Here is a 26180-nt window from a genome sequence, read left to right as displayed (position 1 = left end):
TTGACTTAGGTCCGCCATCTGCGTAAATTTCGCGGCCTCAACGAAGCAAAGGGTGATTAGCTCAGCTGGGAGAGCATCTGCCTTACAAGCAGAGGGTCGGCGGTTCGATCCCGTCATCACCCACCACTTCTTGAGAGTTTTGCCTTAGGGCAAGACGCAACGTTAAAGGTTGCACCGACGCGCAGCGGTAGTTCAGTCGGTTAGAATACCGGCCTGTCACGCCGGGGGTCGCGGGTTCGAGTCCCGTCCGCTGCGCCATATTTTCCAGGTCCGATGTTTCGGATTTGAGATTGAACAGCCAAGGCTGCTCAGTCAGATGTTTGAAGGCGGTTGAAGGTGACACTTCAGCAGTCTGAGCGATACGCAGCGGTAGTTCAGTCGGTTAGAATACCGGCCTGTCACGCCGGGGGTCGCGGGTTCGAGTCCCGTCCGCTGCGCCATATCTGTTCCAGGGTCCACTGAACACCCTGAGAGCGCCAAGAAAAGCGTTATGCTTGATTGGATCGATAGCAAAGACCCTGGTCGAAAGATCGGGGTTTTTTGTGTCTGCGATTTGATGATTCGACCTGCAGGAGCCAGCAAGCCGGCTCCTACAGGGTGTTGATCAGAAACCTAGCTTGTCCCGCAGCCCGTAGTACCACGCGCCCAGTGCCGCAAATGGCGTGCGCAGCAGTTGGCCGCCCGGGAACGGATAGTGCGGCAGGTCGGCAAACGCATCAAAACGCTCTGCCTGGCCTCTGAGGGCTTCAGCCAGTACCTTGCCTGCCAGGTGGGTGTACGTCACGCCATGGCCGCTACAGCCTTGGGAGTAGTAGATGTTGTCGCCGATGCGACCGACCTGGGGCAGGCGCGAAAGGGTCAGTAGGAAGTTGCCGGTCCAGGCGTAGTCGATTTTTACATCCTTCAATTGCGGAAAAGCCTTGAGCATCTTCGGCCGGATGATCGCTTCGATGTTCGCTGGATCCCGCGCGCCATACACCACGCCACCGCCGAAGATCAGGCGCTTGTCGCTGGTCAGTCGGTAGTAGTCGAGCAGGTAGTTGCAATCTTCGACGCAGAAATCCTGGGGGAGCAGGCTGTTGGCCAGTTCATCGCCCAGTGGCGCCGTGGTAATCACTTGGGTGCCGCAAGGCATCGACTTGGCCGCCAACTCGGGCACCAGGTTGCCCAGGTAGGCGTTGCCGGCGACGATGATGAATTTAGCTTTCACCTTGCCTTGCGCCGTGTGGACGACAGGGTTGGCGCCACGTTCGATACGCACGGCGGCGGACTGTTCGTAGATGGTGCCGCCCAGGGACTCCACGGCTGCCGCTTCACCCAATGCCAGGTTGAGCGGATGGATATGCCCGCCACTCATGTCCAGCAGGCCGCCCACGTAGTTCTCGCAGGCCACCACCTCGCGGATGCGCCGCTCGTCGAGCAGCTCCAGCTGGGTATGGCCATAGCGTTCCCACAAGCGCTTCTGCGACTCCAGATGGCCCATGTGCTTGCTATTGAGCGCGGCGAATACACCGCCGTCCTTCAAGTCGCACTGGATCTGGTACTTGGCAACCCGCTCACGGATGATCCTGCCGCCCTCGAACGCCATTTGCCCCAGCAGTTGCGCCTGCTGGGGGCCGACGCTGCGTTCGATCACGTCGATATCGCGGCTATAACTGTTGACGATCTGGCCACCATTGCGCCCGGACGCACCGAAACCCACCTTGGCGGCTTCCAGTACCGTTACGCGAAAGCCGTTTTCCAGCAGAAACAGCGCGCTCGACAACCCGGTATAGCCAGCACCGATCACGCACACATCGGTTTCAACCTCACCTTGCAGCACTGGCCGCGGAGGAGCCGCATTGGCGGACGCGGCGTAATACGACTGGGGATAGGGGGTGTTCGCCATACTGGAACCTCTGTTTTATATTTTTTACGAGTGCGCCGATCCTACCTGAGTTGAAAATGCCCTGCCAGCCACTCGAAAAAGCAGCGCTGCTGATAAAAAATAAAAAATTCGCATATTCATAGGCTTAGCTGCAAAAAAGGTGTTGACACCCCTCGGGAATTCCGTAGAATGCCGCCTCACAGCAGGCACGTAGCTCAGTTGGTTAGAGCACCACCTTGACATGGTGGGGGTCGTTGGTTCGAGTCCAATCGCGCCTACCAAACAAAATCCGCTCTGCTGGGCGGTCTAGAAGGGCTCACCGAAAGGTGGGCCCTTTTTTGTTGCGATTTGCAAAGGCCTCACTCAAAACGCCAGTTCCGTACCCGTCTCCAGATACTCTGATTTTCTTTTCGTCGCGCCTTAAGTGTCTTCCTTCGGGAGCCTCTATTGCTCGTACTGTATTTTCGGCGACTTCGGGCCCCGGCCACCCCTAAACACAGCGCCCAATTCAAGGCCGCAGCCAACTCCAAGGCTTGGCAGCCCTGATCTAGCAGGTTTACCCAAAAGGCCACGCCAGGATTTGAGCCCGCAAATCCTGACGTGACCCTGGTTGGCTTACATCCCCTCACAAACTTTATTGATTTGCAGCAACAATTTTTCTTGTTGGACACCCTCCGCCCCAAGCAGCAAAGATGCCCGCCAGTGACCCTCGACCTACTCGGTCAATAATAAAAATCCGCGTCGGGCTGCCCGTTATCGCTTATCAGCGATGCAGGCGTCGTAGCACGCAATCAAGGACTCAACGCCATGCAAACTGTTGTGAACCTTTGGCCGCTGATTGGCGTGCTCGTCATCGTGGTCGGCTTTGTGTTGCGCTTCAATCCATTACTGGTGGTGACGGCGGCGGCGATTGCCACCGGGTTTGCCGCGCATTTCCCCCTGGAAAAAATCCTCGCCACCATGGGCGATGGCTTCCTGCAGACTCGCGCCTTGCAATTGATCCTGCTGCTGCCCCTGGCCGTTATCGGCCTGCTGGAGCGCCATGGCTTGCGTCTGCACGCACAGAACTGGATTGCACGTTTCGAGCGGGCCACCGTCGGGCGTCTGTTGATCATTTATCTGTTTGTTCGCGAGTCCACGGCGGCGATGGGCCTGACCAGTCTTGGCGGGCACCCGCAGATGGTGCGCCCGTTGCTGGCGCCGATGGCGGAAGGGGCTGCCGAGAAGCGTTTCGGCAAGCTGCCGGACAAGGTGCGGCACAAGGTCCTGGCGATGTGTGCCGCCACGGACAACGTGGGGCTGTTTTTTGGTGAAGATATCTTCGTGGCCTTTGGTGCGATTGCCCTGATGCACACCTTCCTGCTGGGCTCTGGTATTGATGTCGAGCCGCTGCACATCGCGGTCTGGGGCATCCCCACGGCGATTTGTGCGTTCATTGTGCACGCCATCCGTTTACACCGGTTTGACCGAAGACTGACGCGTGAACTGACGGCCACTGCGCCCGCCAACGCTCAGTCGGAGGCCGCGCAATGATCATTTCCATTCAATACTTGTACTGGCTTGCCGGCGTTTTGTTGCTGATTACTGCAGGCATGATCCTGTCTGACCGCACCCACCCCAAGCGTTGGTCAACAGCGTTTTTCTGGTTACTGTTCGCCATTCCGTTCCTGGTGGGTGAGCACCTGCCGTCGGTGGTGGTGGGTGTTGGCGTGGTGCTGATGGCGCTGATCGCCGGGCTCGGCGGGGTAGGGCGTGGTACCCATGTCGAGTTGCATGACAAGGAGTCCCGCGCCAGTGCTGGTCGGCTGGGTCATAAACTGTTTATTCCGGCCCTAGCCATTCCGTTGACCACGGTGATCGGCTCGGTGCTGCTCAAGCACACCGAGATTGGCGGCGTGCCGCTGCTGGACCCGAAAAACACCACGTTCGTGTCTCTTGGTCTCGGCTGCCTGATTGCCCTGGGCTTGGCCTGCTGGCTGACCCGCGATACCCCGGTGCAGGCCCTGCGTGAATCGCGACGCCTGACCGAAGCCCTGGGCTGGGCCATGGTGCTGCCGCAGATGCTGGCAATGCTTGGTCTGTTGTTCAACGAAGCCGGCGTTGGCACGGCCGTGGCTCACGTCACCACCACCTACATCAACCTGGATTACAAGCTGGTCGCGGTGATGGTCTATGTGTTGGGCATGGCGCTGTTTACGGTGATCATGGGTAACGGTTTTGCCGCCTTCCCGGTGATGACCGGTGGTGTGGGCGTGCCGGTGTTGGTGGGGATCTATGGCGGCAACCCGGCGGTGATGGCGGCCATCGGCATGTTCTCCGGCTACTGCGGTACGCTGATGACCCCGATGGCGGCAAACTTCAATATTGTGCCTGCAGCGCTCCTGGAATTACCGGACAAAAACGCGGTGATCAAGGCGCAGATACCCACGGCATTGATGATGTTGCTGGTCAATATCGTACTGCTTTATCTGTTGATGTGAGGTCGAGATGGAAACTGTGTTGCTGTTGGGGTTCGAGCCATTCGATCGAGACCTGATCAACCCGTCCTGGGAGGCGGTGCGCCTGCTGGATGGGGTGCAATTGCAAGAAGGCGTGACCATCGTCGCCCGTCAATTGCCCTGTGCCTTCGCCACTGCCGGCAGCTGTTTGAACCAGTTGCTGGCCGAGCATCAGCCACAACTGGTGATTGCCACGGGGCTGGGGCCTGGGCGCAGTGATATTTCCATCGAGCGGGTTGCGATCAATCTGATTGATGCACGGATCCCGGACAACCTCGGTGCCCAGCCCGTGGATACGGCGGTGACCCCCGAGGGGCCTGCTGCGTACTTCAGCACCTTGCCGGTCAAGGCCATGGTCAGGGCGGTGCGCGAGGCCGGAATCGCAGCCTCGGTTTCGCAAACGGCGGGCACCTTTGTATGTAACCAGGTGTTCTACCGCTTGCAGCATGCCTTGGTAGGATCGGGTGTGCGCAGTGGGTTTATCCATGTTCCGTATCTGCCAGGGCAGGCGGCTGAGCCTCAGCCTTCGATGGCGTTGGCGACAACGGTTGAAGGGCTGAGAGTTGCGGTCCTGGCGGCCTGGAATACGCCGCGTGATATTGCCGAGAGTGGCGGCCAGGTGTGCTGATGCGCTGATGCGTCATCGTTCGTTTACAAGCTCGGGGCCGATCCGTAGATTGCATCAGGGCCCGACAACGGGCGACGAATGCAAGAGGAAACCCTGCAGTGTCCGCCAAAGAATCGGCCGTATTTGATCGTCAGTACCGTGCATTCCTGTTTGATATGGACGGCACTCTCCTTAACTCCATCGCCGCCGCAGAGCGGGTCTGGGCCGCCTGGGCGCAGCGCCATGGCCTGGACGTCGAGGCGTTCTTGACCACCATCCATGGCGTGCGCGCCATCGACACCATCACTCGTCAGGCTTTGCCAGGGGTAGATGCGCAGGCCGAGGCGCGGGGTATTACCGAGGCAGAAATCGAGGACGTGGCGGGCGTGGTGGCGATCCCTGGAGCCGTGACGTTTCTACAGAGCTTGCCCGCGCATTGCTGGGCGGTGGTCACGTCCGCGCCCAAGGCCCTGGCGCTGCGCCGTATGCAGGCGGCAGGGCTGGTGCCGCCGGCCGTCATGGTAACGGCTGAGGATGTAACCAATGGCAAGCCGGATCCGGCCGGTTACCTGCTGGGGGCCAAGCGTTTGGGGGTGCCAATAGGCGAGTGCCTGGTGTTTGAGGACGCGTCGGTGGGGATCCGTGCCGGGGAGGCGGCGGGCGCGGATGTGGTGGTGGTGACATCGACGCATTGGGAGCCGATGGCGACGGAACATCCGACGATTGCCAGTTATGACGGCGTGCGCGTGCAGTGTGATGCGGCCGGCCTGTTGCGTCTGCGGCCTTCTACACCGGCTTGAATGCCGCGCCGCGCCGGGTCAGCAGGATGTTCTCGGCGCCAATCCATTGGTAGCCCAGTGGATCCCTAATGTGTCCATGGATGACAGTGCCCGTGATCAGTTTCAACAGGTAAAGCTCGCGCAGGCCGGCGAGGATTTCCTCGGGCTTGCCCAGCAGTTCGCTGGAAGATTTCGGCTTATCTATTGAAAGTTGTTCGATCAAGGACTGTAGGTTTTTAGCGTTATGTTCTATGTCCATATCGATAACGTTTTTTATGAAGTGTAAGGGTATGGGTGCTACCGGGGCGGATAGTTCCTCATATTTCAAGTAGAGGATCCAATCGGTGCGTCAGGAGGGGGATTTCTGACGAGCGTGACGAAACGCACGGCGGTTGAGTTTTCGCTGGATCGCAGACTGAATGGGCTTGAGGCAGAAGCAGAACAGATAACCACCGAGAAATAGCGCCAGGTCAGGCCATGTATCGGCATCCTGCGCGGTGGTGCTGCCTTCCATGTACAGCCTGAGGCCGTATCCGATTGTCACAAAACCCAGGGCAATCAGTAGGGCGATCATCCAGGATTTGCAGGTGTAGGGCTCTTTGCGGGATCGCCTCATCAACGCGCTCCGAAGGCACTGTAAGGTTTTGTTACGTTCCTGGAGGGGTTTGTCTGCGATACGGTCAGCAAGTTCCGTGGCTGAACCTGCATGCTGACAACCGGTGGCAGGGCCTGGCGCGAGCTGCGCTGATCACGGGATACCGTAGACAGGCCAAGGGGGCTTTCGCCAGCCGTTACAGGGGACGAGCGGGCTGGCTACTGGGGAGGCTTCAAGGTGTTTCGCGTTTGTCCGGTGCAGTCAGGCCTGCCTGGATGCGCTGGTAAATCTCTTCGCGATGCACGGCAACATCCTTGGGAGCATTGATGCCGATTCTTACTTGCTGGCCGCTAACGCCCAGAATGGTGATCGTAATGTCATCACCGATGTTTATGCTTTCACCGACTTTGCGGGTGAGTATCAGCATGGACTTCTCCTTGATTGCTTTGAAGGACGCATGTTTCTAACAGGGCGGATGTCGGTTATGTGTAGCTTACTGTGAAGCGCTTCCCTGTGGCTGCCTCTTTTAGGACGCATGGAGGCGGCATTAATTCCCATGGCGCCATCATACAGGTCTGGGAAACATCCTTCGCAATGTTTAAGCCAACGTTTATGACGGCCAGAATAGACAGTGAATGATAAAGTTGCCTCTTTGAACCTTAAAGGGGCAGGGCAGTGCGTAAAGTAGCGATGGCAATTGTGGTATTGGCGTTGGCCGGATGTGGTGACGGGCCCAATCTCGACACCCCCCGAGACAAGGCTGAAGCCGCCAAGGCCCAGGCTCCTGCGGTTGCCGCTGTGCAGTGGGATATCCTGGTACGCTCGCCCGACAATAAATTACAGGCGCTGACCGACCTGACCGCCTGGTTGCTGGAAAACGGCTTCACATTCTATCTGGCCAAGGAAGACGGCAAGGATCTGGTGCTGCTGGGGCCGTTCGCCAGCAAGGCCGAGGCTGAGGCCCGCCAGGTTCAGTTGCAGGAAAGACTGGTGAAAAAGAAGAAGACCGACGCCGAGTCGCTGGTGATCGAGCACAAGGCCCGCCCGTAATACGGTGGTTGGCGGGATCCGTGGATCCCGCTCATGTTTATCCGCAGGCTTTCAGGTTCACCGGGCCGACGAACTCATTACCACGCCCCATCACGCAGGCTACGGTTTGATTGCGCTGGCGCTCCCAGGGCTGCACGGGATAGGTACGGTTCCAGGCTTCATACAGTTGGCGGTCCTGTTTCGACAGGCGCAGGCCGTATTGTTTACTCATGTAGAAATAAGTACGGGCGATCATGCCGCGGATGGATGGCCTGGGCATGACTTTCTTGGCCTTGAAGTCCACCTGGGTCAGGCATGAACCATATTGCCCGCTCTGCACCGGCAACCAGCCAAAACTGAAGTTGTTGCGATCGCCATTGACCTCGCCGATGCTCGGTACCAGGTTGTGCAGGTCAGCTTCAGCGCGTTTGAAGACGGTGTCGGTGCGCGTGCAGTTCTTGCGTCCGCCGTCTTGCCAGCACTGGCGTTGATGGCCGATCTGCCAGGCCGGGACAATGTGCTCCCACTCGATGCGCGCCGCCCGGTTGGCGTTTTTACGCGGAACGTAGCCGCAGGCTTTCAGGTCGACCCGGTTACCCGTGTACTTGCAGCCGCAATAGAACTCAGTGGATTGCGGGGCGTAGAGTTTCCAGGCGATTTTCTTGGCTTCACTGAAGGTACGTGGGGCTTGGGCGTGGGCGGCGGTAGCAAAAAAAACACAGAACAGGGCGATAAAACGGACACTCATTGACTCAATCTTCCTTCGGTACGACCCAGAAAATCTGCACGCCGCCATCATCGCGATAAGCGAGGGTGACGTTGTCGTTTTCTGCGATTTCCTCCAGTAGTCGTGCCCACTCGTCCTCGGGTTCCTCCGGCAAACGGAAAATCAACGCGGCCTTGTTTTTTTGGGCGTTGGTGGAATTGATGATTTTTTGCACACGGATCGCCAGGCGTTGATAGGCGTCGGGCGGTGTCGGTGCTGCAGAGGAGGGCTTGGCCACGGAGGAGTCCTTAATGAGCTGTACGAAAATACAGTATTTAACTGTGAGTAAATTCGCAACTGCTTAAAATTCAAGAAGTCCGTGTGACAACGGTTTACGCGGATTGGTGTACAGCGAGGATTTTTTGCAGGAGCCGACAACGACCTGTTGTCCCTGTCGGCGCCTACAAGGGTGTTAGCGGTGTGTCAGTAACTTAGTATTCCCAGAACATCCGCTGCAGTTCCTTGCTGTCCTGGGTCTTGGTCAGGGCGACCATGGCCAGGATGCGGGCTTTCTGCGGGTTCAGGTCGTGGGCCACAACCCAGTCGTATTTGTCGTCAGGCTGCTCGGCATTGCGCAGAACGAAACCGCCGGCATTGACGTGGGAAGAACGAATGATTTGCACGCCTTCCTTACGCAGTTCCTGCAGGGCAGGTACTACCTTGGCCGGTACCGAGCCATTGCCGGTGCCGGCATGGATGATGGCTTTGGCGCCAGCCTGGGCCAGGGCTTTGTAGGCGGTGTCGCTGACGTTGCCATAACCGTAGGCAATTTCAACGTCGGGCAGGCTCTTGATGTTCTTGATATCGAACTCTGAGTTCATGGTGTGACGCTTGGCCGGCTGGCGGAACCAGTAGGATTTGCCTTCTACGACCATGCCCAGTGGGCCCCAGGCGCTTTTGAAGGCCTCGGTCTTGATGTTGATCATCTTGCTGACATCGCGACCCGATTGGATCTCGTCGTTCATGGTCACCAGGACGCCTTTGCCGCGTGCGTCTTTGCTACCGGCAACAGCCACGGCGTTGTACAGATTGAGCATGCCGTCGGCCGACATGGCAGTGCCTGGACGCATGGAGCCCACGACCACGATTGGCTTGTCGGTGTTTTCCACCAGGTTGAGGAAGTAGGCGGTTTCTTCGAGGGTGTCGGTGCCGTGGGTGATCACGATGCCGTCCACGTCTTTGCTGTCGGCAAGTTCTGCGACACGACGACCCAGTTGCAGCAGGTTTTCGTTGGTGATGCTCTCGGAAGCAATTTGCATCACTTGCTCGCCGCGCACGTTGGCGATCTGGCTGAGCTCCGGAATGCCGGCGATCAGTTGTTCGATACCCACCTTGGCCGCCTGGTAGGTGGCGCTATTGGCCGCGCTGGCGCCAGCGCCGGCAATGGTGCCGCCAGTGGCCAGCACGACTACGTTGGACAGTTTGGTCTTGGATTCAACTTCCTTGGCCTGGGCGGCCACGGGGAAGAGCAGCAGCAGGGCTAAAGCGCCCGGAACAAAGTTCTTGAGTGCAGATTTCATTATTTTTCTCTCTAGTTTTGATGAGTGCTTGTGCAGGTTCATCCAGAACACCCCGGGCTGCGCTGAGCGCCACAAGGTGCTGATTAAGAGCAGGATTTGTACCAGCGGGATTTTGTTTGGGATTTGATTTTAACTTGTTGATTTAAATCATATTTTTTGATGTTGCGTGATCTCTTGGCTTCAGCTCGTGTCCGAATATCCGAACGCAGGGGGCTGTGGTGTTCGGTTGTCCGAAAATCACCCTGGGAAAATCAGCAGCATCCTTCTGAGGTGTGCCTGCCGATCTGTCGTTTTTAGAGAACGATCACCCCGCCCGGATGTTTAGCCAGGAGCTGGTCGAGCTGTAGGGCAGGAGGTAGAGCCAACGAAGAAAAAGCCCTTTTCTTTCGTTGACAAAATTCGGCAGCATTCGCATAGTTTGTTTAGCGCAAACGTTTGCGAGGTGTTTCACGGCACTCGGTGAGTGAAGTGAAGGTGCAGGCGTTGCTCACAATAATCATAAGATCGGAGTGAACCCATGAAGCTTCCATTCGCTGGACGTTTGCTTGCTGCCGCCGTGCTGGCTGCCGCATCCGCTGCCCTGCCTCTCTCCTCTGCATTCGCTGATGACACCGCCGCCAAACCCAAGGTCGGCCTGGTGATGAAATCCCTGGCCAATGAGTTTTTCGTCACCATGCAAGACGGTGCCAAGGACTATCAGAAAGCCCATGCCGCCGATTTCGACATGATCACCAACGGGATCAAGAACGAAACCGATACCTCGGCGCAGATTGATATCGTCAATCAGATGATCCTCGCCAAAGTCAACGCGATCGTCATCGCGCCCGCCGACTCCAAGGCGTTGGTCAACGTGCTGAAGAAAGCCTCCGATGCCGGGATCAAGGTGGTCAACATTGATAACCGCCTGGACCCTGAAGTGTTGAAAAGCAAAAACCTCGAGGTTCCCTTTGTAGGCCCGGATAACCGCAAGGGTTCGCGTCTGGTCGGCGAGTACCTGGCCAAACAGCTGGCGAGTGGCGATAAAGTCGGCATTATCGAAGGCGTCCCGACCACCACCAATGCCCAGCAACGCACCGCCGGGTTCAAGGACGCCATGGGTGCGGCCGGTATGAAGATTGTGTCCGTGCAGTCCGGTAACTGGGAAATCGACCAGGGCAACAAGGTGGCGGCGGCCATGTTGAGCGAATACCCGGACCTCAAGGCGCTGCTGGCCGGTAACGACAACATGGCCCTGGGCGCCGTTTCAGCGGTGCGCGCAGCGGGCATGGCGGGCAAGGTCCAAGTGGTTGGCTACGACAACATCGCTGCGATCAAGCCAATGCTCAACGACGGTCGCGTCCTGGCCACCGCCGACCAGGCGGCTGCCCAGCAAGCCGTATTTGGTATCCAGAATGCGCTGAAGCTGGTCAAGGGCGAAAAAGTCGAGTCCGTGGACGGCGTGATCGAAACGCCGGTAGAGCTCGTCCTCAAGCAATAACCCCTGGCCGCGCACTACAGCGCCCGCTCACATGGAGCGGGCGCCTGGAGATTTTCTTATGTCATCTTCCGCACCGACCCCTGTCCTCTCGGTCAGTGGTATCGGTAAGACCTATGCCCAGCCTGTCCTGTCCGACATCACCCTGACGCTTAATCGCGGCGAGGTGCTGGCGTTGACGGGTGAGAATGGCGCGGGCAAAAGCACCTTGTCGAAGATCATCGGCGGTCTGGTCACGCCAACCACTGGCCAGATGCAGTTCAATGGTCAGGCATACACCCCTGCCAGCCGGACCCAGGCGGAAAAGCAGGGGATCCGTATGGTGATGCAGGAGCTCAACCTGCTGCCGACCCTGACCGTTGCCGAAAACCTGTTCCTCGATAACCTGCCCAACCGCGGTGGCTGGATCAGCCGCAAGCAGTTGCGCCAGGCCGCGATTGAGGCCATGGCACACGTGGGCCTGGATGCCATTGACCCGGACACCCTGGTCGGCAGCCTGGGCATTGGCCATCAGCAGATGGTCGAGATCGCCCGCAACCTGATCGGCGATTGCCATGTGCTGATCCTCGACGAACCGACGGCGATGCTCACCGCCCGTGAAGTCGAGATGCTGTTCGAGCAAATCACCCGCCTGCAGGCCCGGGGCGTGGCAATTATCTATATTTCCCATCGGCTGGAAGAGCTGGCACGGGTAGCTCAACGCATTGCAGTGCTGCGTGACGGCCAGTTGGTGTGTGTCGAACCGATGGCCAATTACAACAGCGAACAACTGGTCACGTTGATGGTCGGTCGTGAGCTGGGTGAGCACATCGACCTAGGTCCGCGCACCATCGGCGCGCCGGCCTTGACGGTCAAGGGCCTGACCCGAGCGGACAAGGTTCACGACGTGTCCTTTGAAGTGCGAGCCGGTGAAATCTACGGCATCTCGGGTTTGATCGGCGCCGGCCGTACGGAGTTGCTGCGTCTGATCTTTGGTGCCGACCTGGCCGACAGTGGCACGGTAGCCCTCGGCTCGCCGGCCCGGGTGGTGAGCATTCGTTCGCCGGTGGATGCAGTAGGCCATGGCATTGCCTTGATTACCGAGGATCGCAAGGGCGAGGGCCTGTTGTTGAGCCAGTCCATCAGCGCCAACACGGCCCTGGGCAATATGGCCAAGGTGTCCAGCGCCGGCCTGGTCAATGGGCGCGACGAAACGGCCCTGGCCAAGCGGCAGATTGACGCCATGCGTATCCGCAGCTCCAGCCCGGCGCAATTGGTGTCCGAGTTGTCGGGCGGCAATCAGCAGAAAGTGGTGATCGGCCGCTGGCTGGAGCGTGATTGCGCAGTGATGCTGTTTGATGAGCCCACCCGTGGCATCGACGTGGGCGCCAAGTTTGATATCTATGCGCTGCTGGGTGACTTGACTCGTCAGGGCAAGGCGCTGGTGGTGGTGTCCAGCGACCTGCGGGAGCTGATGCTGATCTGTGACCGCATCGGTGTGCTGTCTGCCGGGCGCTTGATCGAGACCTTCGAGCGTGCCAGCTGGACCCAGGATGAATTGCTTGCTGCCGCATTTGCCGGCTATCAGAAACGTGATGCGTTGCTCAACGAAGCCGCGCCCAGGACAAACCCATGAAAACAGCAACTCCAACCGCAAAAGCCGGCGGTAATTTCTACGGCCTGGGCACCTATCTGGGTCTGGCTGGTGCATTGCTGGCGATGATTGCGCTGTTCTCGGCGCTGAGCAGCCACTTTTGGTCCTATGGCACCTTCAGCACCATTGCCAACCAGATTCCCGACCTGATGGTATTGGCGGTGGGCATGACGTTCATCCTGATCATCGGCGGCATTGACCTGTCGGTGGGCTCGGTATTGGCCCTGGCCGCGTCTGCGGTCAGCGTGGCGATCCTCGGCTGGGGCTGGAGCGTGATACCCGCAGCCTTGCTCGGCATGGGCTGCGCGGCACTGGCCGGCACCATCACCGGCTCGATCACCGTGGCCTGGCGGATTCCGTCGTTCATTGTGTCCCTGGGGGTGCTGGAAATGGCCCGTGGCGCGGCCTACCAGATGACCGGGTCGCGCACTGCCTATATCGGTGACTCCTTTGCCTGGCTGTCCAACCCGGTGGCCTTTGGTATCTCGCCGTCGTTCATCATTGCGTTGCTGGTGATTATCGTGGCCCACGCGGTACTGACGCGTACCGTGTTTGGTCGCTACCTGATCGGCATCGGTACCAATGAAGAGGCGGTGCGCCTGGCGGGTATCAATCCAAAACCCTACAAAATCCTGGTGTTCAGCCTGATGGGGCTGTTGGCCGGGGTGGCGGCGCTGTTCCAGATTTCGCGCCTGGAAGCGGCCGACCCGAACGCTGGCTCCGGCCTGGAGCTGCAGGTGATTGCCGCAGTGGTGATCGGCGGCACCAGCCTTATGGGCGGGCGTGGCTCGGTGATCAGTACATTCTTTGGGGTGCTGATTATTTCTGTATTGGCGGCCGGTCTGGCGCAGATCGGTGCGACCGAGCCGACCAAGCGCATCATTACCGGCGCCGTTATCGTGATTGCCGTGGTGCTCGACACCTACCGCAGTCAACGCGCCAGTCGGCGGGGCTAAGCCATGGCAACCATCAAGGATGTGGCGGCGCTTGCGGGGATTTCCTACACCACAGTGTCCCATGTGGTGAACAGGACACGCCCGGTCAGCGAGCCCGTGCGACTCAAGGTCGAAGCCGCGATCAAGCAGTTGGACTATGTGCCCAGCGCGGTCGCCCGTTCGCTGAAGGCCAAGACCACGGCGACCATCGGCCTGCTGGTGCCCAACAGCCTCAACCCGTATTTCGCGGAGCTGGCCAGGGGCATCGAGGATTACTGCGAGCGCAATGGCTACTGCGTGATCCTGTGCAACTCCGACGATAACGCCGAGAAACAGCGCAACTATTTGCGGGTGTTGCTGGAGAAGCGTGTCGACGGCTTGATCGTCACCTCCGTCGGTGGTGATGACGATGGCCTGGCCGCTGGCTTGAAAGGCGTGCGCACGCCCATGGTCATTGTCGACCGGGGCCTGGAAGGCGTGGATGTGGACCTGGTGCGCATTGACCACGAGCAGGGCGCCTACCTGGCGACCCGGCATTTAGTGGCGCTGGGGCACCGGGATATCGCCTGTATTGGCGGGCCCGCCCATACCCGTGTGGCGCAGATGCGCCTGGCCGGCTACCAGCGTGCGTTGCAGGAGGCCGGGATCGCGGTGCCCGCCAGTCGCGTGCTGGAAAGCGATTTCACCAGCACCGGTGGCTATGGGGCGGCGGTGCAGTTGCTGGCAGACAACCCGCCCAGCGCGATATTTGCCGGCAACGACATGATCGGTTTCGGCGTATTGCGGGCGGCCGCCGAGCGCAACCTGCGGGTACCCGCCGAGCTGTCGGTGATTGGTTTTGATGACATTCAAATGAGCCGCTATGTGTACCCCGCGTTGACCACTGTGGGTCAGTCGATCCTGCAATTGGGGGAAACGGCGGCGGAGTTGTTACTGCGACGGATTGCGACACCGCAATTGCCGGTTGACCAGCGCATTGTCACGCCGAGCATTGTCTTGCGTGAGTCAACGGCGCCGTTGGCTGCTGTGTTTGCCTCAAACCGCTGAACGAATTGATGAGTATTGACGTATGCCAGCAACAGTAGTGGTAGTAGGCAGTTTAAACATGGACCTGGTGACCCGGGCCAGCCGGCTGCCTCGCGGCGGTGAGACCCTGGTTGGCCAGTCGTTTGCCACTGTCCCGGGCGGCAAGGGCGCCAATCAGGCGGTCGCTGCGGCGCGCCTGGGGGCTGAGGTTGCGATGATCGGCTGCATAGGCAGCGATGCCTACGGCACTCAATTGCGCGATGCATTGCTGGTGGAAGGGATCGACTGTCAGGCCGTCAGTGAGGTGCCGGGTTCCAGTGGTGTCGCGCTGATTGTGGTGGATGACAGCAGTCAGAATGCGATCGTGATTGTGGCCGGCAGCAACGGCCAACTGACCCCCGCGTCGCTGTTGGCGTTCGACGCCGTGCTGCAGGCGGCCGAGGTGATTGTCTGCCAGCTCGAAGTGCCCATGGACACCGTGGGGTATGCCCTCAAGCGTGGCCGTGAGTTGGGCAAGACGGTGATCCTCAACCCGGCGCCCGCCAGCGGCCCGCTGCCGGCAGACTGGTACGCCTGCATTGACTACCTGATCCCCAACGAAAGTGAAGCATCGGCCTTGAGCGGGGTGCCGGTCGACTCCCTGGACTCCGCCAAGGTTGCGGCGACCCATCTGCTCAAAGCCGGGGTGGGCAAGGTCATCGTGACCCTGGGTTCGCAGGGGGCGCTGTTCGCCGACGGCCAAGGGTTCGAGCACCTGTTGGCGCCCAAAGTGCAGGCCGTGGATACCACGGCGGCAGGCGACACCTTTGTCGGTGGCTTTGCGGCAGCGCTGGCCAGCGGCCAGAGCGAGGCCGAGGCCATCCGGTTTGGCCAGGTCGCGGCGGCCCTGTCGGTCACCCGCGCCGGAGCCCAACCCTCTATTCCTACGCTGCATGACGTCCAAGGCTTTGTTCGCCCATGAAAAAGACCCCATTGCTCAATATTGCCCTGTCGCGGCTGATCGCCTCCCTTGGTCATGGCGACATCCTGGTGATCGGCGATGCCGGCCTGCCAGTGCCGCCGGGTGTGGAGTTGATCGACCTGGCGCTGACCCAGGGTATTCCTGACTTCATCAGCACCTTGCGCGTGGTGCTCAGCGAGATGCAGGTGGAAAGCCACGTACTGGCCGAGGAACTCTTGCACAAGCAGCCACCGGCGCTGGCTGACCTCAATGCCCTGGACCAGGGCGAACTGGGCGAGCGTCGCTTGCTGAGTCATGACGCGTTCAAGCTGCTCAGCCACAAGGCGCGCGCGGTGGTGCGCACAGGCGAGTGCCAGCCCTACTGTAATATCGCGCTGGTGTCTGGCGTGACTTTCTAGCGTTTCCCACAATGACAAGGAGTGCGTCATGCAACGTAGAACCCCAACCCTGCGACACCTGTTTCGGAGTGTGCTGCTTTTGTCCGTGCTAACTGCTGCAAGCGCCCAGGCGGCGGAAAAAATCGACCTGATCATTGATACCGACCCGGGCGCTGACGATGTGGTCGCGCTGCTGTTTGCGATGGCGTCCCCGCAGGAGCTGAATATCCGGGCGTTGACCACCGTGGCCGGCAACGTGCGGCTGGACAAGACCTCGCGCAATGCACGGTTGGCCCGTGAGTGGGCAGGGCGTGAAGAGATTCCGGTGTATGCCGGCGCGCCACAGCCGCTGCTGCGCACGCCAATTTATGCCGAGAATATCCATGGCAAGGAAGGTATTTCCGGTGTCACCGTGCACGAGCCGAAAAAAGGCCTGGCCGAAGGCAATGCGGTCGACTACCTGATCAAGACCCTGAGCACCGCCAAGCCCCATAGCATCACCATTGCCATGCTAGGCCCACAAACCAACCTGGCCCTGGCGTTGACCCAGGCACCGGAAATCACCCAGGGCATCAAGGAAGTGGTGGTCATGGGCGGCGCGCACTTCAACGGCGGCAACATTACGCCGGTGGCCGAGTTCAACCTGTTTGCCGATCCGGTGGCTGCTGAAATCGTCCTCAAAAGTGGCGTCAAGCTGACTTACCTGCCGCTGGACGTGACCCACAAGATCCTCACCAGCGAAGCGCGCCTGAAGCAGATTGCCGACTTGAACAACAACGCCAGCAAGATAGTGGGCAGTATTCTCAACGAATACGTCAAAGGGGATATGGAGCACTACGGTATGACGGGTGGCCCGGTGCATGACGCCACCGTGATCGGCTATCTGCTCAAGCCCGAGCTGTTCACCGGACGCCAGGCCAACATGGTGGTCGATAGCCGCGAAGGCCCGACGTTCGGCCAGACCATCGTCGATTGGTACGATGGCCTCAAGCACGATAAAAACGTGTTCTGGGTGGAAAACGGCGACGCCCAGGGCTTTTTCGACTTGCTCACCGAGCGCCTTGCGCGCCTGAAGTAAGCTGCCTGCCGGTCGGCGCTCGTCGACCGGTAACTATTCGCGCAGAGGGTCTTCGACCCCCATATGGTCGGCCGGGTATTTCTCGAATATCTGGCCGATAAAGGCCTGCGCTGCCTGGGTGCCCAGCTCCTTGACCAACAGGTCGATGCCGATGATCGCCAACTCTTCCGGGCTGCCGGGGCTGTAGGAGCTTTGCCCTTGGGGCCACTTGGCTTTGATGTCGGCATTGATGGTAACGATGGTCATCGGGTTCTCGCGGCTCGCAAAGGCTGGACAGGCCTGCAGAGTTAACCATTTTGCGCTGCGTTTGGCACTGCTACTTAGGCATGAGGGGGACGCTGTGCGACACTGGCCCCCTGTTTAATTACCAGGACACGCCACGTGCACATCGACTTGACCAACCCCAAGAGCCTCACATTGGAGGCTGTTCGCCAAATGATTGCCAGTGCCAGCGACGATCAGCACACCCAGCTACGGGTTACCAAGGCCGGTATCGCCTATATCTCTTCCTGTGTGGTGGGAGGGATGCAGATTGATGGGTTGTTGTTTCGCCTGGAGACCTGGGCAGCTGGGTCTGGCTATGTCGGCAAGGTGGCGGCCAGTGATGAGGTGTGGGTGATGCAGATTTTCAATGCGCTGAAGCAGAACTGGCCAAAGCCGCCGTTTGACTACATCGACATCTACTGAGATTTATTCATATCTGGTGACGATTGATTCATCAGGCCGTGGCGTAGAGTCAGGCAGACTCGCCTACAGCCAATTGTGACAATTCTGAAACCAATTGGCCAAATCACGGTCGCACGATCTCTGTCCATTTTTATCAAAGGAGGCTTCATGCCTTGGAAGCTCGCATCATTCGGTACCTTGTTGGCGGCAGCCGTCCTCGCGGGTTGCAGTACTTCGGGTACCTCCGAGCCGGCCAAAGACACGGCCGCGGCTGAGCCTGTTCACACGCGCTGTGAATCGCAGGCTGCGCAGTTCGCCATCGGCCAGAAGGCCTCGCCGCAATTGCTGGAGCAGGCCCGTACCCGTGCCGGTGCGCAGAATGCCCGTATTCTCAAGCCCAACGACATGATCACCCTCGAATACCGTTCCGATCGCCTGAACCTCAACACCGATGACAATCTAGTGATCACCCGCGTCAACTGCGGCTGATAACACAACGCTTTTGTGTCGCTCATAAAAAACCCCGTCACATGGACGGGGTTTTTTAGATCGGCGTAGAGATTACTCTGCGCGAACCTGTGCAGCTTGCATACCCTTTTGGCCTTTCTCAGCCACGAAGGAAACGGTTTGGCCTTCTTTCAGGCTTTTGAAACCGTCGCTTTCGATAGCTTTGAAGTGTACGAACAGGTCGTCACCGCCACCTTGAGGAGTGATGAAGCCGAAGCCTTTTTCATCGTTGAACCATTTAACGGTGCCGGTTTGGCGATTAGACATGGTGTATCTCCAAGAAACATATATTTTCAGTAGTACTGTGCTGCTCAGGCCAACTGGGCACACTGGGCTATCATAGTCGAAATGTCCGGCTTGGGAGCCCCCCCAAGGCACTGTTTGCCAATCAAACGCGTTTTCTGCAGTGCCCTGGATGGCTGTAAGCCCCGGTTTACGGGGCTTTAGCGAGAAATATCAGCTAGTAAAAAAAGCCGTAAAAGCAATGTAAATTGTGAGAAATAGCAGTTTTCAGCGGGTTTTCAGGCCATTTTTTCGGTCTGATTTCTCGCCACGCTTACTTTTTCTTCACGACCTTGCAGGACGAAATAGCTGCGACGGCTTTGTTTTTCAGCTCCGCGCTGGCGTTCTGGTTGGTCATCAGTTCCTTGATTTCCGCAGTGCTCAATTCAGCGTTGATTTTATCCGCGCCACATTCGCAATGGGCTTTGGCGGTTTTGGCATCAACGTTCTGGCTGGCGGCGGCGCTGCAGTCCTGGACAAAGCTATCCCGGGCGCCTGCAGGCCAGTTGGACGGGGCGGCGGCTTGAGCGCCAATGGAGAACAGGGCCAGGGAAGCGGCAAGGGCGAAGATCGAGGTGCTGCGCATGGTTAGATGCTCCTTGAGTCGAGATGACGGACGGCGATTTTCAGTGTGTTTGAGGCCTGACGTACAGCCCAAGTTCACTTTTGCCTGTAAAAGCCTGGAGTTTGCCTTTGCGCGGCGGTGGGGCGGCGCTATGACCGTTCATCTGTGCTAGCATCAGCGACCTGGCTTTTTTCGTGCCGGGTTTTTTTGTTTAACTCCAGTCACTCTGGTTCGATTATCGGTTGGCCGAAAGGCTCCTGCCGCTGTAAGGCAGGCGTTCAGCAATGAACGGCCTGGTGTTGGATCTTGTACTGGCTCATCCCAACCCACGTGACCTTTGGTAGGGGTCACCACTAGGAGAGGAGGCGCCATGCCAACTATTACTCTTCCCGACGGCAGTCAACGTTCATTCGATCATCCGGTTTCCGTAGCCGAGGTCGCCGCATCCATTGGTGCAGGCCTGGCCAAGGCCACCGTGGCCGGCAAGGTCGACGGCAAGCTGGTTGACGCCAGCGACCTGATCACCAGCGACGTCAGCCTGCAAATCATCACGCCCAAGGATCAAGAGGGGCTGGAGATCATTCGCCACTCTTGCGCGCACCTGATTGGCCATGCGGTCAAACAGCTGTACCCCACCGCGAAGATGGTGATCGGCCCGGTCATCGACGAAGGCTTCTATTACGATATCGCCTACGAGCGTCCTTTTACGCCGGACGATATGGCCGCCATCGAAGCGCGCATGCACGCGCTGATCGAGAAAGATTACGACGTCATCAAGAAAGTCACGCCACGCGCCGAAGTGATCGACGTGTTCACTGCCCGTGGTGAGGACTACAAGCTGCGTCTGGTGGAAGACATGCCGGACGAACAGGCCATGGGCCTGTATTACCACGAAGAATATGTCGACATGTGCCGTGGCCCGCACGTGCCGAATACGCGCTTCCTCAAATCGTTCAAGCTGACCAAGCTGTCCGGTGCCTACTGGCGCGGCGATGCGAAAAACGAGCAACTGCAGCGGGTCTATGGCACCGCCTGGGCTGACAAGAAGCAGCTGGCGGCCTACATCCAGCGCATCGAAGAAGCCGAGAAGCGCGATCACCGTAAAATCGGTAAGCGCCTGAACCTGTTCCACCTCCAGGAAGAAGCGCCGGGCATGGTGTTCTGGCACCCGAACGGCTGGACCCTGTATCAGGTGCTTGAGCAGTACATGCGCAAGGTGCAGCGTGAAAACGGCTATCTGGAGATCAAGACGCCGCAAGTGGTTGACCGTAGCCTGTGGGAGAAATCCGGGCACTGGGCCAACTACGCCGACAACATGTTCACCACCGAGTCGGAAAGCCGCGACTACGCCATCAAGCCGATGAACTGCCCTTGCCACGTGCAAGTGTTCAATCAGGGCTTGAAGAGCTACCGCGAGCTGCCGATGCGCCTGGCCGAGTTCGGTGCGTGCCACCGTAACGAGCCATCGGGTGCACTGCACGGCATCATGCGTGTGCGCGGTTTCACTCAGGACGACGCCCACATCTTCTGCACCGAAGAGCAGATGCAGGCCGAATCCGCCGCGTTCATCAAGCTGACCATGGACGTTTATCGCGATTTCGGCTTTACCGACGTCGAAATGAAGCTGTCCACTCGTCCGGAAAAACGCGTCGGTTCCGACGAGTTGTGGGATCGCGCCGAAGCTGCACTGGCCGCTGCGCTAGATAGTGCGGGCCTTGCGTACGATCTGCAGCCGGGTGAGGGCGCCTTCTACGGTCCTAAAATCGAGTTCTCGCTGAAAGATTGCCTTGGCCGTGTCTGGCAATGTGGTACCTTGCAGCTCGATTTTAACCTGCCGATCCGTCTGGGAGCCGAATACGTCTCCGAAGACAACAGCCGTAAACACCCGGTTATGCTGCACCGGGCGATCCTCGGCTCATTCGAACGGTTCGTCGGGATCCTGATCGAGCACTACGAGGGCGCGTTCCCTGCGTGGCTGGCTCCGACACAGGCAGTGATCATGAATATCACTGATAAACAGGCCGATTTTGCTGCTGAAGTTGAAAAAACACTCAACGAAAGCGGATTTCGTGCCAAGTCCGACTTGAGAAATGAAAAGATCGGCTTTAAAATCCGCGAGCATACTTTGCTCAAGGTTCCCTATCTTTTGGTTATCGGAGATCGGGAAGTCGAGATGCAGACTGTCGCTGTGCGTACTCGTGAAGGTGCTGACCTGGGCTCGATGCCCGTCGCCCAGTTCGCTGAGTTCCTCGCGCAAGCGGTTTCCCGGCGTGGTCGCCCAGATTCGGAGTAATTACTATTAAGCGTGAAATGAGACAAGATAAACGAGCTGCACCGAAAGCCCCGATCAACGAGAATATCTCGGCACGCGAGGTTCGGTTAATTGGGGCTGAGGGTGAGCAGCTTGGGATTGTGTCAATTGAAGACGCGCTTCTTAAGGCTGAAGAAGCCAAGCTCGATTTGGTGGAAATTTCCGCCGATGCTGTACCTCCTGTCTGCAAGCTGATGGATTACGGCAAGTCGATCTTCGAAAAGAAGAAGCAGATTGCCGCAGCCAAGAAAAACCAGAAGCAGATCCAGGTTAAAGAAATCAAGTTTCGTCCAGGGACGGAGGAAGGGGATTACCAGGTAAAACTGCGCAACCTGGTACGTTTCCTGAGTGATGGGGACAGGGCCAAGGTATCCTTGCGATTCCGCGGCCGTGAGATGGCCCACCAGGAGCTGGGTATGGAACTCCTCAAGCGGGTTGAAGCTGACCTGCTGGAGTACGGTTCCGTCGAACAGCATCCTAAGATGGAAGGACGCCAGCTGATCATGGTCATCGCCCCGAAAAAGAAGAAGTAATCAATAGGGCACGGCAGGCCTTCTGATTATGTTTATCAACTGAATGCGGAGTATCCGAACATGCCAAAGATGAAGACTAAAAGTGGTGCTGCTAAGCGGTTTCTGAAAACTGCTAACGGTATCAAGCACAAGCACGCTTTCAAGAGCCACATCCTGACCAAAATGTCGACCAAGCGTAAGCGTCAACTGCGCGGTAGCAGCTTGCTGCATCCGTCTGACGTGGCAAAAGTCGAGCGCATGCTGCGCCTTCGTTAATTTTGGATCAAGAATAGAGGAAGTAACTCATGGCTCGTGTAAAGCGTGGCGTCATTGCCCGTAAGCGTCACAAAAAAATTCTGAAACTCGCTAAAGGCTACTACGGCGCGCGTTCACGCGTATTCCGTGTTGCCAAGCAAGCGGTAATCAAGGCAGGCCAATACGCCTACCGTGACCGTCGTCAGAAAAAACGTCAGTTCCGCGCTCTGTGGATCGCTCGTATCAATGCTGGTGCTCGTGTTAACGGTCTGTCCTACAGCCGTTTCATCGCTGGCCTGAAAAAAGCGTCCATCGAAATCGACCGTAAGGTTCTGGCTGAACTGGCCGTGAACGAAAAAGCGGTGTTTGCTGCGATTGTCGAGAAAGCTAAAGCCACCTTGGCTTAAGTACCCCCGACAGTCACCCTGGGCTACTCCGTAGTCCAAGGTGGTAAACGTCATAAATAGGGGAAGAGCCTTCAAGCTCTTCCCCTATTTTGTATCTGGAGTCTGTACATGGAAAACCTGGACGCGCTGGTCGCTCAAGCTCTTGAGGCTGTGCAAAGCGCTGAAGATATCAATGCCCTGGAGCAAATCCGGGTTCAATACCTTGGCAAGAAAGGTGAGTTGACTCAGGTGATGAAGACCCTGGGCAATCTGCCGGCCGAAGAGCGCCCGCAAGTCGGTGCGCTGATCAACGTTGCCAAGGAGCGTGTCACAGAGGTTCTCAATGCGCGCAAGGCGTTGTTCGAGGAGGCCGATCTTGCGGCCAAGCTCGCCGCCGAGTCCATTGACGTGACCCTGCCTGGCCGCGGCCAGACCTCTGGCGGTCTGCATCCGGTGACCCGGACTCTGGAACGTATCGAGCAGTTCTTTACCCACATCGGCTACGGCATTGCCGAAGGCCCTGAGGTCGAAGACGACTATCACAACTTCGAGGCGCTCAACATCCCAGGCCATCACCCGGCCCGGTCGATGCACGACACCTTCTATTTCAATGCGAACATGCTGTTGCGCACCCATACCTCGCCGGTACAGGTCCGCACCATGGAATCGCAGCAGCCGCCGATCCGCATCGTCTGCCCAGGCCGTGTGTACCGTAGCGACTCCGATATCACCCACTCGCCGATGTTCCACCAGGTCGAAGGCCTGCTGGTTGATCGCGACATCAATTTCGCCGACCTCAAAGGCACCATCGAAGAATTCCTGCGGGTGTTCTTCGAAAAAGAGCTGGCGGTACGTTTCCGTCCGTCCTACTTCCCGTTCACCGAGCCATCCGCCGAAGTCGATATGGAGTGCGTGATGTGCAGCGGTAAAGGCTGCCGTGTCTGCAAACAGACCGGCTGGCTGGAAGTCATGGGGTGCGGGATGGTTCACCCCAACGTGCTGCGCATGTCCGGGATCGACCCGGAAGAGTTCTCGGGCTTTGCCTTCGGCATGGGCGTCGAGCGTCTGGCCATGCTGCGTTACGGCGTGAACGACTTGCGCCTGTTCTTCGACAACGACTTGCGGTTCCTCGCGCAATTTCGCTAGTCGTAACGAACCTTTAGGAGAGCAGGATGAAATTCAGTGAACAATGGCTGCGTGGCTGGGTAAGCCCGCAGGTAAATCGCGATGAGCTGGTTGCTCGTCTGTCGATGGCCGGTCTTGAGGTCGATAGCGTTACGCCGGCCGCCGGTGTTTTCAGCGGTGTAGTGGTGGGCGAGGTGCTCAGCACCGAACAGCACCCGGACGCCGACAAGTTGCGTGTGTGCCAGGTCAGCAACGGCGCTGAAACCTTCCAGGTTGTGTGCGGTGCGCCAAATGTGCGCCCAGGCCTGAAAATCCCGTTCGCGATGATCGGTGCCGAACTGCCCGGTGACTTCAAGATCAAGAAAGCCAAGCTGCGTGGCGTCGAGTCCAACGGCATGCTGTGCTCCCAGGCGGAGTTGCAGGTGGGCGAAGGCAATGATGGCTTGATGGAGCTGCCGGCCGATGCGCCCGTGGGCCAGGACATCCGTGCCTACCTCGACCTGGAAGACGCCAGCATCGAAGTCGACCTGACTCCGAACCGTGGCGACTGCCTGTCCCTGGCCGGTCTGGCCCGTGAAGTCGGTGCGCTGTACGGCGTGCCTGTCACGCGTCCAGCAGTGACCGCAGTCCCGGCCGTCCACGACGAAGTGCGTTCCATCGAAGTGCTGGCGCCAAGCGCGTGCCCGCGCTACCTGGGCCGTGTCATTCGCAATGTCGACCTGTCCCGGCCGACCCCGCTGTGGATGGTTGAGCGCCTGCGTCGCGCCGACGTGCGCAGCATCGATGCCGCCGTCGACATTACCAACTACGTGATGCTGGAGCTGGGTCAACCGCTGCACGCCTTCGATCTGGCCGAGATCAACGGCGGGATTCGCGTGCGCATGGCCGAGGAAGGCGAAAAGCTGGTCTTGCTCGATGGCCAGGAAGTCACCCTGCGTAGCGATACCTTGGTGATTGCTGACCACTCCCGCGCCCTGGCCATTGCCGGTGTGATGGGGGGTGAGCACAGTGGCGTGTCGGCGACGACCCGTGACGTGTTCCTTGAAAGCGCGTTCTTCGACCAGATCGCTGTGGCAGGCAAGGCCCGTTCCTACGGCCTGCACACCGATGCCTCGCACCGCTACGAGCGTGGCGTGGACTGGCAACTGGCCCGTGAAGCCATGGAGCGTGCCACCGGCCTGCTGCTGGAAATCACCGGCGGTGAAGCTGGCCCGATTACCGAGACTGTCAACGAGCAGTACTTGCCTTCGATTGCACCAGTGACGCTGCGCGCCCAGCGCGTCGAGCAGATGCTCGGCCTGGTGATCGAAGAAGCGCAAATCGTCAGTCTGCTGACCGGCCTCGGCCTGGGCATCAGCGCTGATGGGGCAGGGCAGTGGCGCGTAGAAGTGCCGAGCCATCGGTTCGATATCAGCCTTGAAGTCGACCTGATCGAAGAACTGGCCCGCCTGTACGGCTACAACCGTCTGCCGGTTCGTTACCCGCAAGCGCGCCTGGCCCCACAGCCCAAGACCGAAGCCCGTGCGCACCTGCCGGAGCTGCGTCGTCTGCTGGTCGCCCGCGGTTATCAGGAAGCGGTGACCTACAGCTTCATTGATCCCAAGCAGTTCGAACTGTTCAGCCCGGGTGTCGAGCCGCTGTTGCTGGCCAATCCGATCTCCAACGACATGGCGGCTATGCGTTCGTCCCTGTGGCCAGGCCTGGTGAAAGCACTTTCCCATAACCTGAATCGTCAGCAGGATCGCGTGCGCATGTTCGAAAGCGGCCTGCGCTTTGTCGGCCAATTGGACGGCTTGAAGCAGGAGCCGATGCTGGCCGGTGTGGTCTGCGGCAGCCGTCTGCCTGAGGGTTGGGCCCAGGGGCGCGATCCGGTGGACTTCTTCGACGTCAAGGCTGACGTGGAAGCGGTGCTGGGCTTTGCCGGCGCGCTGGATGCCTTCGCATTTGTTCCGGGCAGCCACCCGGCCTTGCATCCAGGCCAGACTGCGCGCATCGAGCGTGAAGGCCGCCTGGTCGGTTTCGTTGGCGCTATCCACCCTGAACTGTCGAAAACCCTCGGTCTTGACCGTCCGGTGTTCGTCTTCGAGTTGGTGTTGGCTGAAGTCGCTGCGGGCAAGATGCCTAAATTCAGCGAGCTGTCGCGTTTCCCGGAAGTGCGTCGTGACCTCGCCCTGGTGGCGGATCGTGATGTGGCGGCCAGTGCCGTGCTGGAAGTAATCCGAGAAAATGCAGGCGAATGGCTGACGGACCTCAGGCTATTTGACGTCTATCAGGGTAAAGGCATTGATCCGCATAGAAAAAGCCTTGCAGTTGGCTTGACCTGGCAGCATCCATCGCGCACTCTTAATGACGATGAGGTGAATACCACGACGCAAAATATCCTCACCTCGCTCGAACAAAGGTTGAACGCCACGTTAAGGAAGTGA

General features: G+C 58.7%; 30 protein-coding genes and 4 tRNA genes. 24 read left to right on the top strand and 10 right to left on the bottom strand.

Translation table 11 applies throughout. From position 1 onward, the window contains the following. The first annotated feature begins 50 nt into the window (after positions 1 to 50). The 3 genes from HBR94_RS05600 (at position 51) to HBR94_RS05590 (ending at position 440) form a co-directional block, all read left to right on the top strand. A tRNA-Val gene (locus tag HBR94_RS05600) sits at positions 51 to 126 on the top strand. Between the two features lie 55 nt (positions 127 to 181). Then, positions 182 to 258: transfer RNA gene (locus HBR94_RS05595), tRNA-Asp, on the top strand. 105 nt (positions 259 to 363) lie between these two features. Next, positions 364 to 440, top strand: a tRNA-Asp gene (locus HBR94_RS05590). 164 nt (positions 441 to 604) lie between these two features. Here the strand turns inward: HBR94_RS05590 and HBR94_RS05585 are convergent. Then, complete coding sequence (locus HBR94_RS05585) at positions 605 to 1888, bottom strand: FAD-binding oxidoreductase (RefSeq protein ID WP_170044354.1); 1284 nt, start codon at positions 1886 to 1888, stop codon at positions 605 to 607. A 183-nt stretch (positions 1889 to 2071) separates the two neighbouring features. Between HBR94_RS05585 and HBR94_RS05580 the strand changes: the two genes are divergently transcribed. The 5 genes from HBR94_RS05580 (at position 2072) to HBR94_RS05560 (ending at position 5772) form a co-directional block, all read left to right on the top strand. After that, positions 2072 to 2148 (top strand) — tRNA-Val (locus HBR94_RS05580). Positions 2149 to 2674: 526 nt separating this feature from the next. Beyond that, entirely contained in the window at positions 2675 to 3400 is a 726-nt protein-coding gene (locus HBR94_RS05575) for a DUF969 domain-containing protein (protein ID WP_169960205.1), read from the top strand. Then, positions 3397 to 4347 carry a DUF979 domain-containing protein gene (locus HBR94_RS05570; RefSeq protein WP_170044353.1) on the top strand — a complete coding sequence of 317 codons (951 nt, stop codon included), beginning with the start codon at positions 3397 to 3399 and terminating at the stop codon, positions 4345 to 4347. The genes HBR94_RS05575 and HBR94_RS05570 overlap by 4 nt, the downstream gene beginning before the upstream one ends. Before the next feature lie 7 nt (positions 4348 to 4354). After that, entirely contained in the window at positions 4355 to 4993 is a 639-nt protein-coding gene (gene pcp, locus HBR94_RS05565; protein WP_170044352.1) for a pyroglutamyl-peptidase I, read from the top strand. A 98-nt stretch (positions 4994 to 5091) separates the two neighbouring features. Then, positions 5092 to 5772 (top strand): HAD family hydrolase, encoded by a 681-nt coding sequence (locus HBR94_RS05560; protein ID WP_170044351.1) that lies wholly within the window; start codon positions 5092 to 5094, stop codon positions 5770 to 5772. Here the strand turns inward: HBR94_RS05560 and HBR94_RS05555 are convergent. The 3 genes from HBR94_RS05555 to csrA all read right to left on the bottom strand — a co-directional run bounded on the left by HBR94_RS05555 (position 5759) and on the right by csrA (position 6773). After that, positions 5759 to 6010, bottom strand: a complete 252-nt coding sequence (locus HBR94_RS05555; RefSeq protein ID WP_147283346.1) for a hypothetical protein — start codon at positions 6008 to 6010, stop codon at positions 5759 to 5761. The two genes, HBR94_RS05560 and HBR94_RS05555, sit on opposite strands and share 14 nt — an antisense overlap. Before the next feature lie 90 nt (positions 6011 to 6100). Next, entirely contained in the window at positions 6101 to 6367 is a 267-nt protein-coding gene (locus tag HBR94_RS05550; RefSeq protein ID WP_057438621.1) for a hypothetical protein, read from the bottom strand. Between the two features lie 211 nt (positions 6368 to 6578). Next, the gene (csrA, locus tag HBR94_RS05545; RefSeq protein WP_007920550.1) at positions 6579 to 6773 is read right to left on the bottom strand and encodes a carbon storage regulator CsrA; all 195 of its coding nucleotides are present in this window, start codon (positions 6771 to 6773) and stop codon (positions 6579 to 6581) included. Positions 6774 to 7021: 248 nt separating this feature from the next. On the opposite strand from csrA, the gene HBR94_RS05540 reads away from it, so the two are divergent. Further along, positions 7022 to 7396 (top strand): SPOR domain-containing protein, encoded by a 375-nt coding sequence (locus tag HBR94_RS05540; protein ID WP_115128626.1) that lies wholly within the window; start codon positions 7022 to 7024, stop codon positions 7394 to 7396. A gap of 37 nt (positions 7397 to 7433) precedes the next feature. On the opposite strand, the gene HBR94_RS05535 is transcribed toward HBR94_RS05540, so the two are convergent. The 3 genes from HBR94_RS05535 to HBR94_RS05525 form a co-directional block, all read right to left on the bottom strand. After that, complete coding sequence (locus tag HBR94_RS05535) at positions 7434 to 8123, bottom strand: endonuclease I family protein (protein ID WP_057438623.1); 690 nt, start codon at positions 8121 to 8123, stop codon at positions 7434 to 7436. A 4-nt stretch (positions 8124 to 8127) separates the two neighbouring features. Next, positions 8128 to 8379: a DUF1654 domain-containing protein gene (locus HBR94_RS05530; RefSeq protein WP_057438624.1), complete on the bottom strand. Its 252-nt coding sequence runs from the start codon at positions 8377 to 8379 to the stop codon at positions 8128 to 8130. A 193-nt stretch (positions 8380 to 8572) separates the two neighbouring features. Beyond that, positions 8573 to 9661 carry an asparaginase gene (locus tag HBR94_RS05525; protein ID WP_170044350.1) on the bottom strand — a complete coding sequence of 363 codons (1089 nt, stop codon included), beginning with the start codon at positions 9659 to 9661 and terminating at the stop codon, positions 8573 to 8575. A 517-nt stretch (positions 9662 to 10178) separates the two neighbouring features. Here HBR94_RS05525 and HBR94_RS05520 point away from each other — a divergent pair. The 7 genes from HBR94_RS05520 to HBR94_RS05490 are packed head-to-tail and all read left to right on the top strand — an operon-like array spanning position 10179 to position 17145. Continuing rightward, a complete protein-coding gene (locus HBR94_RS05520; protein ID WP_057438626.1) occupies positions 10179 to 11138 on the top strand; it encodes a sugar ABC transporter substrate-binding protein in 960 nt (319 codons plus the stop codon). A 58-nt stretch (positions 11139 to 11196) separates the two neighbouring features. Next, positions 11197 to 12750 carry a sugar ABC transporter ATP-binding protein gene (locus HBR94_RS05515; RefSeq protein ID WP_120733617.1) on the top strand — a complete coding sequence of 518 codons (1554 nt, stop codon included), beginning with the start codon at positions 11197 to 11199 and terminating at the stop codon, positions 12748 to 12750. Further along, positions 12747 to 13724, top strand: coding sequence for an ABC transporter permease (locus HBR94_RS05510; RefSeq protein WP_057960168.1), 978 nt, complete (start codon positions 12747 to 12749; stop codon positions 13722 to 13724). Before HBR94_RS05515 ends, HBR94_RS05510 begins: the two co-directional genes overlap by 4 nt. Positions 13725 to 13727: 3 nt before the next feature. Continuing rightward, positions 13728 to 14750 (top strand): LacI family DNA-binding transcriptional regulator, encoded by a 1023-nt coding sequence (locus HBR94_RS05505; RefSeq protein WP_057960167.1) that lies wholly within the window; start codon positions 13728 to 13730, stop codon positions 14748 to 14750. Between the two features lie 22 nt (positions 14751 to 14772). After that, positions 14773 to 15690, top strand: a complete 918-nt coding sequence (rbsK, locus tag HBR94_RS05500; RefSeq protein WP_170044349.1) for a ribokinase — start codon at positions 14773 to 14775, stop codon at positions 15688 to 15690. After that, a complete protein-coding gene (gene rbsD / locus HBR94_RS05495; protein WP_057438630.1) occupies positions 15687 to 16088 on the top strand; it encodes a D-ribose pyranase in 402 nt (133 codons plus the stop codon). Before rbsK ends, rbsD begins: the two co-directional genes overlap by 4 nt. A 28-nt stretch (positions 16089 to 16116) precedes the next feature. After that, complete coding sequence (locus tag HBR94_RS05490) at positions 16117 to 17145, top strand: nucleoside hydrolase (protein WP_057438631.1); 1029 nt, start codon at positions 16117 to 16119, stop codon at positions 17143 to 17145. A 33-nt stretch (positions 17146 to 17178) separates the two neighbouring features. Here HBR94_RS05490 and HBR94_RS05485 read toward each other — a convergent pair whose 3' ends face one another. After that, on the bottom strand, positions 17179 to 17391 hold the full coding sequence (locus HBR94_RS05485) for a hypothetical protein (RefSeq protein ID WP_029294233.1): 213 nt from the start codon (positions 17389 to 17391) through the stop codon (positions 17179 to 17181). Between the two features lie 135 nt (positions 17392 to 17526). Between HBR94_RS05485 and HBR94_RS05480 the strand changes: the two genes are divergently transcribed. Together HBR94_RS05480 and HBR94_RS05475 are read left to right on the top strand one after the other, a co-directional pair. Further along, entirely contained in the window at positions 17527 to 17832 is a 306-nt protein-coding gene (locus HBR94_RS05480; protein WP_057438632.1) for a hypothetical protein, read from the top strand. Between the two features lie 147 nt (positions 17833 to 17979). Then, the gene (locus tag HBR94_RS05475) at positions 17980 to 18300 is read left to right on the top strand and encodes an I78 family peptidase inhibitor (protein ID WP_057438633.1); all 321 of its coding nucleotides are present in this window, start codon (positions 17980 to 17982) and stop codon (positions 18298 to 18300) included. Positions 18301 to 18372: 72 nt separating this feature from the next. Here HBR94_RS05475 and HBR94_RS05470 read toward each other — a convergent pair whose 3' ends face one another. After that, positions 18373 to 18585 carry a cold-shock protein gene (locus HBR94_RS05470; protein WP_007905882.1) on the bottom strand — a complete coding sequence of 71 codons (213 nt, stop codon included), beginning with the start codon at positions 18583 to 18585 and terminating at the stop codon, positions 18373 to 18375. A 289-nt stretch (positions 18586 to 18874) separates the two neighbouring features. Beyond that, positions 18875 to 19186 (bottom strand): hypothetical protein, encoded by a 312-nt coding sequence (locus HBR94_RS05465; RefSeq protein ID WP_029294244.1) that lies wholly within the window; start codon positions 19184 to 19186, stop codon positions 18875 to 18877. 349 nt (positions 19187 to 19535) lie between these two features. On the opposite strand from HBR94_RS05465, the gene thrS reads away from it, so the two are divergent. From thrS to pheT, 6 genes are all read left to right on the top strand, one after another. Next, positions 19536 to 21458: a threonine--tRNA ligase gene (gene thrS, locus HBR94_RS05460; RefSeq protein WP_057960165.1), complete on the top strand. Its 1923-nt coding sequence runs from the start codon at positions 19536 to 19538 to the stop codon at positions 21456 to 21458. Further along, entirely contained in the window at positions 21458 to 22009 is a 552-nt protein-coding gene (infC, locus tag HBR94_RS05455; RefSeq protein ID WP_169960276.1) for a translation initiation factor IF-3, read from the top strand. Before thrS ends, infC begins: the two co-directional genes overlap by 1 nt. A gap of 60 nt (positions 22010 to 22069) precedes the next feature. Next, positions 22070 to 22264: a 50S ribosomal protein L35 gene (gene rpmI / locus HBR94_RS05450; protein WP_002553160.1), complete on the top strand. Its 195-nt coding sequence runs from the start codon at positions 22070 to 22072 to the stop codon at positions 22262 to 22264. A 29-nt stretch (positions 22265 to 22293) separates the two neighbouring features. After that, positions 22294 to 22650 carry a 50S ribosomal protein L20 gene (rplT, locus tag HBR94_RS05445; protein ID WP_003174975.1) on the top strand — a complete coding sequence of 119 codons (357 nt, stop codon included), beginning with the start codon at positions 22294 to 22296 and terminating at the stop codon, positions 22648 to 22650. A 108-nt stretch (positions 22651 to 22758) separates the two neighbouring features. Then, complete coding sequence (gene pheS, locus HBR94_RS05440) at positions 22759 to 23775, top strand: phenylalanine--tRNA ligase subunit alpha (protein WP_057438636.1); 1017 nt, start codon at positions 22759 to 22761, stop codon at positions 23773 to 23775. Positions 23776 to 23801: 26 nt separating this feature from the next. After that, positions 23802 to 26180: a phenylalanine--tRNA ligase subunit beta gene (pheT, locus tag HBR94_RS05435; protein WP_170044348.1), complete on the top strand. Its 2379-nt coding sequence runs from the start codon at positions 23802 to 23804 to the stop codon at positions 26178 to 26180.

The organism is Pseudomonas sp. WS 5412, from assembly GCF_012985615.1.
Lineage (GTDB): Bacteria > Pseudomonadota > Gammaproteobacteria > Pseudomonadales > Pseudomonadaceae > Aquipseudomonas > Aquipseudomonas shahriarae.
Note: the sequence above shows the minus strand (reverse complement) of the source record. Positions and strands in the feature narration are given on the sequence as shown.